Annotated in this window: 19 protein-coding genes and 1 pseudogene; 3 read left to right on the forward strand and 17 right to left on the reverse strand. The window is 51.8% G+C overall.

Annotation, left to right across the window (positions count from 1 at the left end; all coding sequences use genetic code 11):
• Positions 1-3 precede the first annotated feature (3 nt).
• From V4C51_RS06255 to V4C51_RS06305, 11 genes are read right to left on the reverse strand one after another with little or no spacing between them, the layout of a single operon-like run.
• Complete coding sequence (locus V4C51_RS06255) at positions 4-300, reverse strand: hypothetical protein (protein ID WP_330925283.1); 297 nt, start codon at positions 298-300, stop codon at positions 4-6.
• Positions 297-626: a hypothetical protein gene (locus V4C51_RS06260; RefSeq protein WP_330925284.1), complete on the reverse strand. Its 330-nt coding sequence runs from the start codon at positions 624-626 to the stop codon at positions 297-299. The genes V4C51_RS06255 and V4C51_RS06260 overlap by 4 nt, the downstream gene beginning before the upstream one ends.
• A complete protein-coding gene (locus V4C51_RS06265) occupies positions 613-861 on the reverse strand; it encodes a hypothetical protein (RefSeq protein WP_330925285.1) in 249 nt (82 codons plus the stop codon). Before V4C51_RS06265 ends, V4C51_RS06260 begins: the two co-directional genes overlap by 14 nt.
• Positions 854-1195: a hypothetical protein gene (locus V4C51_RS06270; RefSeq protein WP_330925286.1), complete on the reverse strand. Its 342-nt coding sequence runs from the start codon at positions 1193-1195 to the stop codon at positions 854-856. Before V4C51_RS06270 ends, V4C51_RS06265 begins: the two co-directional genes overlap by 8 nt.
• A gap of 17 nt (positions 1196-1212) precedes the next feature.
• Positions 1213-1542, reverse strand: a complete 330-nt coding sequence (locus tag V4C51_RS06275; protein WP_330925287.1) for a hypothetical protein — start codon at positions 1540-1542, stop codon at positions 1213-1215.
• A gap of 36 nt (positions 1543-1578) precedes the next feature.
• Entirely contained in the window at positions 1579-2088 is a 510-nt protein-coding gene (locus V4C51_RS06280) for a hypothetical protein (RefSeq protein ID WP_330925288.1), read from the reverse strand.
• A complete protein-coding gene (locus tag V4C51_RS06285) occupies positions 2081-2797 on the reverse strand; it encodes a Mu-like prophage major head subunit gpT family protein (RefSeq protein ID WP_330925289.1) in 717 nt (238 codons plus the stop codon). Before V4C51_RS06285 ends, V4C51_RS06280 begins: the two co-directional genes overlap by 8 nt.
• A gap of 26 nt (positions 2798-2823) precedes the next feature.
• Positions 2824-3948, reverse strand: a complete 1125-nt coding sequence (locus V4C51_RS06290) for a phage protease (RefSeq protein WP_330925290.1) — start codon at positions 3946-3948, stop codon at positions 2824-2826.
• A 52-nt stretch (positions 3949-4000) separates the two neighbouring features.
• Complete coding sequence (locus V4C51_RS06295; RefSeq protein ID WP_330925291.1) at positions 4001-4465, reverse strand: phage virion morphogenesis protein; 465 nt, start codon at positions 4463-4465, stop codon at positions 4001-4003.
• Between the two features lie 31 nt (positions 4466-4496).
• Positions 4497-4901, reverse strand: coding sequence for a type II toxin-antitoxin system HicB family antitoxin (locus tag V4C51_RS06300; protein ID WP_330925292.1), 405 nt, complete (start codon positions 4899-4901; stop codon positions 4497-4499).
• 44 nt (positions 4902-4945) lie between these two features.
• The gene (locus V4C51_RS06305) at positions 4946-5125 is read right to left on the reverse strand and encodes a type II toxin-antitoxin system HicA family toxin (RefSeq protein ID WP_330925293.1); all 180 of its coding nucleotides are present in this window, start codon (positions 5123-5125) and stop codon (positions 4946-4948) included.
• 276 nt (positions 5126-5401) lie between these two features.
• On the opposite strand from V4C51_RS06305, the gene V4C51_RS06310 reads away from it, so the two are divergent.
• Positions 5402-5572, forward strand: coding sequence for a hypothetical protein (locus V4C51_RS06310; RefSeq protein WP_330925294.1), 171 nt, complete (start codon positions 5402-5404; stop codon positions 5570-5572).
• Between the two features lie 171 nt (positions 5573-5743).
• Here the strand turns inward: V4C51_RS06310 and V4C51_RS06315 are convergent, their stop codons facing one another.
• The 5 genes from V4C51_RS06315 to V4C51_RS06335 all read right to left on the reverse strand — a co-directional run bounded on the left by V4C51_RS06315 (position 5744) and on the right by V4C51_RS06335 (position 8312).
• Positions 5744-6154, reverse strand: coding sequence for a type II toxin-antitoxin system HicB family antitoxin (locus V4C51_RS06315; protein WP_330925295.1), 411 nt, complete (start codon positions 6152-6154; stop codon positions 5744-5746).
• Between the two features lie 2 nt (positions 6155-6156).
• Entirely contained in the window at positions 6157-6558 is a 402-nt protein-coding gene (locus tag V4C51_RS06320; protein WP_330925296.1) for a type II toxin-antitoxin system HicB family antitoxin, read from the reverse strand.
• Positions 6559-6600: 42 nt separating this feature from the next.
• Positions 6601-6780, reverse strand: a complete 180-nt coding sequence (locus tag V4C51_RS06325; RefSeq protein ID WP_330925297.1) for a type II toxin-antitoxin system HicA family toxin — start codon at positions 6778-6780, stop codon at positions 6601-6603.
• A 73-nt stretch (positions 6781-6853) separates the two neighbouring features.
• Complete coding sequence (locus V4C51_RS06330) at positions 6854-7030, reverse strand: hypothetical protein (protein ID WP_330925298.1); 177 nt, start codon at positions 7028-7030, stop codon at positions 6854-6856.
• 154 nt (positions 7031-7184) lie between these two features.
• Complete coding sequence (locus tag V4C51_RS06335; protein ID WP_330925299.1) at positions 7185-8312, reverse strand: phage head morphogenesis protein; 1128 nt, start codon at positions 8310-8312, stop codon at positions 7185-7187.
• Between the two features lie 755 nt (positions 8313-9067).
• On the opposite strand from V4C51_RS06335, the gene V4C51_RS06340 reads away from it, so the two are divergent.
• Entirely contained in the window at positions 9068-9430 is a 363-nt protein-coding gene (locus V4C51_RS06340) for a hypothetical protein (RefSeq protein ID WP_330925300.1), read from the forward strand.
• 370 nt (positions 9431-9800) lie between these two features.
• Positions 9801-10340 (forward strand): hypothetical protein, encoded by a 540-nt coding sequence (locus V4C51_RS06345; RefSeq protein WP_330925301.1) that lies wholly within the window; start codon positions 9801-9803, stop codon positions 10338-10340.
• A 74-nt stretch (positions 10341-10414) separates the two neighbouring features.
• Here V4C51_RS06345 and V4C51_RS17920 read toward each other — a convergent pair.
• Positions 10415-10786: pseudogene (locus tag V4C51_RS17920) on the reverse strand (hypothetical protein); the annotation flags it as partial.
• Positions 10787-11282 lie beyond the last annotated feature (496 nt).

The raw sequence follows: 11282 nt of genomic DNA on the forward strand, positions 1-11282 counted from the left end.
TGTCTAAACCATCCCCTCACGGCCCACGGCGTCGCGCCGGAACGCTTCCGCCAGCAGCGCCTTATCAAAGACACTCAAGGCCAGAGTCAGCTCTGAGCGTCCCAATTCATCATCGTCAGTGAACGCGCCGATCTCTCCCAGGCTGCCCACGCCCTGCCAGGTGGCCTGGTTGATCTTCACCTCACCCACGCCGGTATGAGCGCGCACCATGCCACTGGGCCAGTCCAGCGCCACCAGAAACAGCAGATTGGGATGGGCGCTTTGGTACGCGCTAATCAGCGTGTCGGGAAACACCCTCATCCGATTTTCTCCACAAAATTGAGTGTCATTGACGCCAGATAACGGCGGCCAGTGTCCACGCGCCTCGGCAAGTTTTGACTGGCTTCCAGTTGCATCAAACAGGCGCAACCCGCGGTGATGACCGTGGTGCCCGCCCTGGGCATCTGTCTGAGATACGGCGTGACGCGCAGGCTGGCCTTGCCCGAACTGTCGGTATCGGCGTCACGGGTCAACAGGTGCATATGATTGCCAATCTGGATAAGATCCCCCGTTTTCAGCCAGCCGGGAATATCCGGCGTCGCTTCCTTTATATTGACCACGCCGCCCTGGTTTTCACCGTCGGTCACTGGCTGGCCGCCCGTCAAGCAGACGCGTCTCCCGCTGTGCCGCGTTAATCTGGGCCGTGGCCATCCGGCCATGCATGCCCAGCTGCCGCACCTGTTGACTGGTTCGGTTCAGCTGGCCGGCCGCCGTCTGCCCGCTCTTGCCCAGCTGCTTCACGGTAGCCGCAGACTGGCGCACCTCGCCGACAAAGCCCTTGCCGTCGGCGCACAGCCGTAATACCAGGTTCAGATCATCCATAGCGCTTTTCTGCCTGTTGGTTCAGTGTCTCAGCCACCACCGTGGCGATCAGTCGCATCCGCTGGTAATCCTCCGGGGTGACATCCCGACCGCTGAGCGTGGCATCGGCCCGCAGGGCAACCACATCCAGTCCCTGGCAGACCATCCCGCCTGCCGTGGCCAGCCATTTCAGCTGTGCCCCTCCAGAAAACCACCACAGCAACGCCTCCCGGTGCTCTTCCCAGACCTCGACGGTGTCGGGCTGGGGCTGTGGGTCGTCGGTGACACCCCAGGCGGCCAGATCGTCGGCCAGTGCCTGCTGGTCCCCAGGGGTCAGGGAAGGGGCGGCCAGCATATGGCTGACCGCCTCCCTCAGTTTTTTCGGGCGGCCTCACCGGACGACGCCCGCAAATAAGCACGCATTACCGCCTGGGCAAAGCCGGGGTGGTTGGTGAGATGTCGCAAGTTATCCTCAGTGAATGGCAGGGCCGTTCCCGCTTCATCGTGAATACCACTCCAGCCTTTAACAATCTCCGGGAAGATCATTTCATCCCCCCGCGCCGCCAGCGCCCGATACTCCGAAGACGGAAGCATCTTCAAATCCAGCGTGACAGGAAAACTCTTGCTGCGCCCGTCGTCCATGGCCACGTTGATATGGGCGGGCCAGCCCTTGATGATGCGCTCGGGAATAAACTTGAACATGGTTTAACTCCGGGTTAAACGGTAATTAATGGCCGGTTACGCCGTGATTAACTGGTCAGCGCTGCCCACCGGCCGGATAGGCACGGAGTACGTCAGCGTGCCGTTCTGGTCCGCATACGTGGGACGGCCTATCTGCAAGGCGGTGGTTGTCCACCGCACCTGGTTACCGGCGGCGCCATGGGTCAGGCTGAACGCCACCTGCTTGCCGGATTTAGCCAGCACAAACGGGTTAAAGTCCCTCAGTGTCCCCGCCTCCAGTACCAGGGTGCCGGTGGGCTGGTAATCGGTGATCATCACCTCCTGGTGGCCCACGTACTCCTCATAGGTCACCTGGTTGGCCTGGTCGTATTCCAGGCTGATCAGCTTGACCGGCTTACCATCCAGGAGGGCCGTGGTGTTTTCCACGCCCGCTTTCAGGGGGGTCTGCCAGGCAGAAAAGTCCGCCTCCGGATGGGCCTTGCTGTCAGGTGTCACAAACAGGCCGGTAAAGGTAAAGCGAAGCTCAGGGAACTGTTTGGCCGTGGCGCTCAGGCTCAGGCTACCCAAAGTTATCGCTGGTCAGTTCACATTTTGAGGCAAAGGCCTGCTGCCAGAACCCGAACCCGGCACTGACGCGGGCATCCACGCCGTATAAGAATGTGTCGCTGATAAACACCGCGTCAGAATTAGCCGGATTGGTTTTCGCCTGAAGGCGGTAGTCCCGGCGCTTCTGGAAGATCAGCGGCTTCAGGGGGCGGTTAGTATCGAGCAGGAACCAGGGGGCTTTGTTATCCTTCTGGTCATCAGGCATCAACACATTGGCGACGGAGACCTCTTCACCCTCCGCGCCCACCGGGTGGTCGGTGTCAAAGAAGTACTGCCCGTCATAGCAAGTGGTGGTAAAGCCCGCCGCCAGCAGCTGGAACACCAGCTCATCGGGATGCGTGGCCGCCGCGTAGCCCATATCAGTGAACTTGGGCATCATCACGCCGTAGGTGTCGTCCTCAATGTACTCCGCCTTGATCCCCTCCGTGGCCTCATACTTGACGTTTTTGATGCTATAGTCGTAGACCGCCATCGTGTCCACGGTACGTTCGTCAGACCACTCTTTCAGCCGGGTAAACTCACCCAGCCAGGCGTAGTTCTCCTGCCCGGAGGTGGAGTTGACCAGTGTCGCCACCTTGTCCCAGATTGGCTTGTGGGTGTTGCGACCCTGGTTGAAATGGGTTTTTACCGCGCTGTACAGGGCCTTCAGGGCATTTTCTGAAATATTCATAACCGTTATTTATCCTTTTTTTGCGCTCAGTCTTCGTCCCGGGTCTTGATAAAGTCAGCTTTACTGAGCCCTGTTGCCTTCAGTACCGCCAGCTCCTCGGCAGTGAGGTCAGGGTCTTTGCCGCTGCCGGGTTTGACCAGATGGTCGGTCTGTTTTCCTTTCAGTGCCGCCATGGCCGGACGCTGGGACAGCATGGCTGTCAATGCGGCCTCGCCCTGCTGCTGGCCAAATTGCCTGAGGTAATCCTCTTCCCGTTTGAAGGCCCGGCCCTCGCCCATCGCGGTCTGGATCACCTGATCCACCGAGTGCTGAGTGTTCTCGCCCTTGAGGGTAGCGATCTCCACCACCGCCTGGTCATAGACCGACTTGGGCACGTACTGAGTCAGATCCACCTGATCGTCACCTGATGTCGCCTTGCCAGCCTTGAGGGCAGCGACTTCAGCGCTCAGGGTTTTAGCGCTGTCAGCTTTAGCGATCAGTGACTCCACCGCGCTGAGGGCTGCCTGGCCCCGCTCATCGGTGACCTTGTCATCGGTCACCTCAACACCGATACGGGCCAGCAGTTTTTTCAGCCATTCATCCATGGCGTTCTCCTTTGGGTTAAGTTGACCTGTGAGCGCGGACACCGGGTGCAGTCCGTCCAGGCCGGGGTAATTGGTCAGCGCTGCCATCTCAATAGAGGTGGGCGTACCGGTTTGTTTGTTATAGTTAAAGACCGCCGACAGGTAGCGGTACTCATCGGCTTTGATATGGGCGCGGGCTTTCTCCGTCCAGCGGGGCTTGATATACAGCCCGTCACCGTCGCGCCATTGCATCTCATACGCATTGAACCAGCCGGCGGCAATGGCCGGCTGGCCGTTGTCGGTAGCGTTGAGGGTCTGGTGTTCGTAATCAATCAGGCGGTCATTGGTAAGACCCCTGACCTGGTTGATCAGCTTCAGGGCCGTGGCGCCATCCAGGAACCACTGCCCACCCGGCACCTCGTCGGGGCGGCCATCCACGGCCGAGAAAGCACCGGCGGGCAACAGCTGTGCCCAGCCATCAGCCGACGACAGTTTAATCCGGCCACTCAGCACACCCAGCCCGGTCGCCGGGGACGGCGACTGGCTGAGAATGGCCAGGGCATTGATTTGGGGGTTGCGTGTATTCATAGCCCCAGAATACGGGGCAGGATGCAGGAAAGGGTTTTAAAGGCGTTTTTGATTAGGCGCGGTCGGCCAGGTGACGTTGCAATATATCCAGGATCTCATCCCGATCCTCATCACTGGCCCCCAGGAAGGGACGGGCAGGAATAGCGGCATTGGCTGGCCTCATGTCAGCCGTGCCCCCGTGTTGATGAATCGCCCCATAGACCAGGTTACTGCCCACCTGAGCGTAATCCCTGCCGTAATCTGACTGAATGGAGGCCGCCAGCTGGCCGGTCATCTGCAGCGTCGGGCCGGTATAGCCTTTCTCTTCGCGCTTTGCCTGATGGGCCTCCGTCAACGGTTGCCACGACTGCCCGGTGGTAGGATCAGCCTCACTGGCAAACGCCTGCTCCGCCGCATCGGCCAGAATACCCGCCACCTGGCGCATCACCGGCGACAGGTCAGCGCCGGCAGCGACCAAATCATTGAGCGCGTGGAGGGTTTCATTGGCGTTTAAACGTAATTCGATGGTGCTTGGCATAGCAGTTCCCTTTTTTCCTCCCTATATGTAGTCATCGCGCCCATAGTTTTTCAAGCGCTGCGTCTGCCAGAAAGGCCGAGCGGCTTTTAATATTGTGGCTGCGAACATAGGTATCTATTTTATTAATGACACTTCCAGGGAGAGTGACATTAATTTTCTCAGACTTGCCCAGATAAGGTGTAACGTCAATTTCGATCATACCCCACCCCCAGTCTTTATAATCAGGGCTTACTTTCAGATCGGTAACACTAGAAGGTTCTGGAACACCTTCCCCATTCTCTATCATTTCTTCAAGCATGATATGGGCAACCTCCACCGCAGCAAGGTATGCGTCCTCGAAAGTGTCGCCCGCTGTGATCGCTCCGGGAATGTCAGGAATAGCAATTCCTGTAGCGTACTGGTCGTCTCCCCACTCGATAGCGATTGGATATTTCATAATTTTCCCTCTTTGTACAAGGTCTGTCTGAGCTGAGGCAGGGCTTAAAGCCCTGCTTGTTTCCGTATCGCTTCCAGTGTTCCCTTTTTCAAATCCTTTCGAGGATGTGGAACCGGTACTGACCGGTTGAAGCTGGGATGTTTGAAAATGTGGTGGCTTCCTCTTACTCTATCGAGCATCCAGCCTGCCGCCTTCATTTCCTTTATCAGCTCTCGACTATTCACCTCGTTACCTCATCTGATGAACTTATGAGTATTATAACTCCAGAGTTATTAAATGCAAGTATATTTATAACTCTAGAGGTACTTTTATTTCATTCCACGCAAGCACCCCAGAAAGGAAAGGCTGTCGCGAATTAACCAAGGTTCGACCACCTTGGAGTCTGTCGCTCATCAGTTGATGCCACTGTTCCCAGTCGATAAAGCTCAGACGTATTTCGACGGGTTTGTTGAGTTTCTGAACAGTGAGGAGTATCAGGTGCCTTCAGCGTTCAACTGATCATGAACAGCTACACTATGGATCACCATTCAGAAAATATTGAACAGGTCATTAAACAAACCACAGAGCACCTTGACCAGCAGATATCACAAACCGAATGTTACCTGACCATTTTTCGCATCCTGATCTGGCTTCCGGTATTGATGGCAACAGCAATAACAACGATCACCTGATACTAGAACACAAACATCGCCGTTAAAGGGGTCGTAAACGGGGTACGTTTTATTTTATCAGAAAAGAAGTACCACACATTTTACCACCCCAACAAAAAGCCCCTTAGAACGGCTCTAAGGGGCTTTTTGTTGGATTGTTAAAAACAGCTTGCCAGAGTTGTGTTATCCTCATTAATTCACGACAACATCCATACGCTTACCCATCGCCGTCATCAGCTCTGCCAGTCGGTCGATTTTAGTGTTGTGATGGAGGTTGATTACCCGCTGCATTTCTTGTTTGCTGATACCTACTAAGCGAGCCAGTTTTGACTGAGACAAACCACTTTCAACGATAGCGTTTAAAACCAGTACCTTTGCCCATACACTAACAGGCACCGGGATGCTTTCACCCTTCCCGGAAAAGAAGGGTTCGGGAATCGGTCGCTGATCCTCAAAATAAAAGTCAAAAGCCGTTAATAATGCCCCGGCAGCATTGCTCAATGCTTCCTCATATGTATCACCACAGGTCAAAGCTTCCGGTATGTCAGGAAAGCTGACCATATAAGTGTTGTCGTCTTGCTCAATGATCGCGGTATAGTTCATTTTTAAAACAGCGCTTTGATCGCCGTTTCTGCCAAAAAGCCGGAACGTGATCCGTAGTCGGGTGAGTGCTTTACCATATGATCTATGCGTGTCAGCAGGTACTGTGGCAACGTAATATTGAGCTTCACCGCCTTTCCTAAATACTGGTTAACATCAACATGAACTAAAGCCCATACTGCCTGTTTATAGTCAGGCAGGCTTACGTAGTCCTCAATACAGCCAGCCACAGGAATATTATCGCCATCTATAGCCATGCCCTCTATATGAAACTCAAGGGCAGCCTTGCCATTTATCAGCGCCTCATCAAAGGTATTGCCACTGGCAACACATCCATCAACGTCAGGGAAGGCAATCCCATATTCGCCGCTTTTTTCAGATTTCGCAATGTATGCAGGGTATTGCATAATAGTCTCCTTGGCTTGTTAACTGAGAAGTTAAAGGAGCTGTTACCAGCCCGCTTGTTTCCAAATGCTTTTAAGAACCATGATATTCAGGTCTTTTACCGGATGCTGAACAGTGACTTTGCCCTTTTTTTCCGGATGTTTGAACTGGTGGTGATCACCACGTGTTCTGACTAAATACCAACCCTCTTTTTTCAACTTTTGTATAACTTCTCTGCTTTGCATCAAGCCCCCTTATTTGTAGGTATGGTGGTTATTATAACTACCATACCTACAAAGTCAACAATTATCCCCGCCACTAAAAACCAAACCCTTCCTGTGATACCTGACCGGACAGGCGCTCATCCTGCGCCCAGTTCCCACAAACCAGCTCAACACAAATGATGATCTGGAAACAGGGGGAGCAGGCAGTGGGCCAGTTTTCGCTTTCCGCCAATCCATGGAATAAGGGGTTTGAATCCCGACATAACGTCATTCCTTTTTGCTTTTTTTAAAACCAATAGCCTGTAGCAATATGTTATCCTTAACACAGGTTCGGTAGCGACCGCTGGAAACAGTTAGACGGTAAGCCAGCGACCTAGGCCTGCCCTGGCAGCAGGATAAGTGATGGAGGGACAGCCGGCCTCCCGCTACCGTAACCTTTCAAACCGCTTTGGATCAGTAAACACCCTTCGATCCTTCACTCTGAATGCGTTCATTAGCAAATCCAGCTTGTTTTTATGTTTTTTTACTCGCCGAGTTGGGTTCACCGGCAACATCACCATTGCCCCCTCTCCATCAAACCGAACATACATCAGGTTGTTATGTTTCTTGTCCCAAAACACCGCATCATACTCAGCCAACAATACCGGCAGGATTTTAATCTCCTCGCGGTTTAACGCTACTCCACCAATCTCGTGCTTTTTACTGTCGGCATGCACCAGCTGCTTCTCATTAATGACCAGAACCCTCGATGCCACCTGACCGGTGCGCTCAGCCACGGCTGCAGCAACGGCTTCATCCACAAAACCGATGGCCTGCGCCGAGTGGCCTGCCCGTTTCTGATCCAGCACCCTGTCCACCCAGTTGGCGAATGCCTCATGCCTCAGCGCACTGTTATTGATGGATTGCACCACCTGCGTCCTCAGCTCAACGTCCTGCACCGGGGTGATTTTCCGCATCAGGGCCATATCCGTGCCATAGGCCAGCTCTCCCACATTCTGGCTCCAGCCAGCGTCCGGCGTCATGCCCTGGCTGCCGTCTTTGTAGCTGATCACCTCATGGGTATAAACCTCACCGGTGCGCTGGTCAAAGCCTGACTCCACGGTCTGGGTGCTGAGCTTGCCTTGTGATGAGCTGACACGGGCACCCAGGGATTTTAGCCACCTCTTACTCAGGGCCCGGACCCGGCAGCGGCAGCTCCAGCCATTGGGCGGGTAATGGCTGCGCCAGACGGGGTCGGTGTAATGAAACACCTTGCCATTCATCGCCCCGTGGCTGGGGCGGGTGTTGGCGTCAAGCACAGCCACATACATCCAGTAAGGCCGGGCGTCGCTGTTCTCCAGCTGCTGCTTGTAACGCCCGGCCATATAAGCTGATTGCACGTTGGCCTGGTAAATCGTCCGCAATCGCCAGGGACTGCCCATCTCCACCACCTGCGCCGCCCCCTTTGAATCCACGATAATCTGCCTGCCCCACCATCCCAGCTTTTGCGGGCGAGGGGTCAGGGTGTCGATAAACTCACGCCGGGTAACGCCCTGGCTGATGGCTTTGTCCACTTCCTATCGCAACCGCAGTAGGGCAGTCTATTCTCGGACGGGCTCCTGGAAGTTGCCGGAAAAAGAGAAGCAAGATCGCTTCTGTAGAAATTTTCTGATAGGGTGTTAGCCCGGATATTTCATAAACATGCTCCTGGCCTTGCTTGCTCCTTGGGGCTCTAAGGGAGTTTCGCTCGGTCGACCGTACTCCCCGGTACGGCGCTCCTTCGCAAAATCCCTTAGAGCCGCAAGGTTCCGCGCGATTCTCAGGGCAGTTTATGAAATATCCGGGTTAAAAAGTGACCGAAATGCTTATTGACTCCCTGTAAACGCCGCTTTTTCTTTTTGCCTTGTTTCAGCTTTGCTCACTACTTGTGCGGCACTACTTTCGCGACATCCTTCGGGGGAGATTCAGAGGACATTCTGCCATGCCTGATCGATTTCGCTGTTCTTTATGTTTGTATGTGTGCAGGAGCGATCGAGAGCTAAGCCGCCACATCGTGTTAACACACACAGGAACTCCAGCAGGTGTTCGCCCCCCCAGACGAGCCTCAAATGTACGCCATGTAGAGCGTATACACAGTGCCAGCGCCGCATCCCAACCTTACCCCCTGCCCCCTAGACCTTACGCCTCCTTCCCATGCGGTGTCTGTGGGATATCTTTTCCTACCGCACTGGCTTTAAGAGATCACGAATTTTCACAACACCTTATGCCTATACTACACACGAGCAGTGACACCCGGCCCATGGACACTCAAAGCAGAGACGCCCACCCCATGAACACTCGAGTTGGTGGGATTTGTTCTGTCTGTCAGACAGCTTTTGTCACCAACAGTAGTCAGGTACTGCCTAATGGAAATAGAATTAACTGCATAACTCAGGGAGTCATAGTCGGTAGCTCTGCCATGACGGCATCTCAGCTACATTCTCCCACGGGCAATGCTCGTGTCTCCACCATTCAAACGCCTCAGGCTATAACAGCAACCGTTTCGCAAAGCTCAGATGAGGGTATTACATTGAATGAGACTTTTTATCCTAACAGGATTAATGAAATTCTGGTTGAAGCAGCCTCTACTATGAATATTTTGGATTATGCCAGGTTAGCGTCTCAAGTGCGACAGGTGCAACGAGAGGAATAGAAAAGTAGCGTGAAGAGTCATTTTTTACGTTTATGTCACGGTGGTTCGCCACACTCCGCGAGATCCATTCGCTTATCCGTAAGCCCATTCTCTGGCACTGAACCTGCCTTTAAGGTTGCGTTTAGCTCAGCAGACACGCTATTAACCGCAACAATGCACAACTTGCTTTTATTAATGGAGATGATTTAAAAGCCATCCCTTTTGACAACATCGTTAAATACCTGATGTTCAATATGTTCAGCGAATGCCCTAAAAGAAACGTAAACGGTTGGTGAAATACACAGACCTCACCAAAAACTGACTAAAAAATACAAAAACGTTGCTTTAGTCTATAGTAGGGTCAATGATTCCAATGACAGGTGTTAAAAACATGAAAAGACTTTTATCTGGTTTTGCTGTGGTTTTATCGTTTATTTTTTGTGGGTTCTCTTTTTCTGGGTCACTGCCAGAAGACTCTAAAATAAATAAAAAGATTGATGAGGTTGCTCAAGGTTATCTGGATGATAAAAATTACGGTTCTTATGTCAATAAAAAGGGTGAGCATCGTTTGCGTTCCTATTATTTCTCCGAATTTCATATGAATGTTTACCAGGAAAATAAGCCTGAATTTCCAGAAGAGATTGCTGAATTCTCTGATCAATTTATTCAATATTTAGAATTTCTTGGATTTTTTCAATATAAAAGAGGGGGTGATGGCGGCTTCGATATTGAAAGATGGATACGCCAACTTGAAGAGCATGCTAACTTTTATAAGGAATTAGTTACATCAAAAGGGGTTCCCGCACTATTCTTTACGGAAACTCTGAGTGAGGGTGTGGAAGATAAGGTAAAAGAATATAAAAAGTTTGGTCAAGTAGTAAATGTCTACACGGTAAGGAGACAGTTTAATTTGGATTATACGATGCAATAGCTGAGAAAAAGCAACAAGCCAGAGCAGATAGAAAAGCACAAAAAAAGAAAATGCCTTCATAGTTGACGCTGGGTTTAAGCAATAAGCGCAATTGACTTTCCAGTATAGACTTCAAAGGGGGGGCAGACCTCCTGATACTTTCCTGGGCATAGTAGTAAGTAATGGTTCAGTTTCACTACTTCTTAGCCCGGATATTTCATAAACTGCCCTTAGAACCGCAAGGAGCAAGCAAGGCCAGGAGCATGTTTATGAAATATCCGGGTTAGTCTGCCAACCCTCCAATAGTCATTTTCCTGGGTCAGGTTCGACGGATAATACCCTTGGTGTTTTCGCTGGTGTTTTCGCTGGTGTTTTCGTTGGTAGCTGGCATAAGGCTTTGCGAAAAACACACTGGCGTTCACTGCCTCTGATACCTTGGCGCGGGCTGTAAACTCGCCCCCGTTATTTCACTTTTGATTAACAAGTGTCTTATTGGAATTACAGATAAGTTTATTATGATATTTTGGTTTTAAAATCAAATAGAAATCATTGACATCAAAAAGTATAGTAGCCAAAATTACTAATAATTCAGGTAGACGTTCATGGTTAGCTATCAGAGTTAGCCATCAGAGTTAGGTATCAGAAAGATAGCTAAGTTGTCTGGAGGTTCCTTGTTTTATCTGCGTCAAAATCACGCTGGCTTATGTCCTTGTCCCCTTATTCCTTGAACTCAGGCGTTACCCTCCGGCATGGTTTAACCGTTATTATGTACAATGGGGTAAGCGCTAATTAACAAGTAGCTATTTTCTACTACCTAGGAGCCTGTCCGAGAATAGACTGCCCTACTGCGGTTGCGATAAATTGGTCTAAAAATTCCTGCTTCTTTGTCAAATAGCCCCACTATTATCCTCAGAAGCAGAAATTTTTATCCTCAATTTCTCGTAATCCTCGCTACGGGCGCTA

This window comes from Candidatus Sororendozoicomonas aggregata (assembly GCF_031528575.1).
Taxonomy (GTDB): domain Bacteria; phylum Pseudomonadota; class Gammaproteobacteria; order Pseudomonadales; family Endozoicomonadaceae; genus Endonucleibacter; species Endonucleibacter aggregata.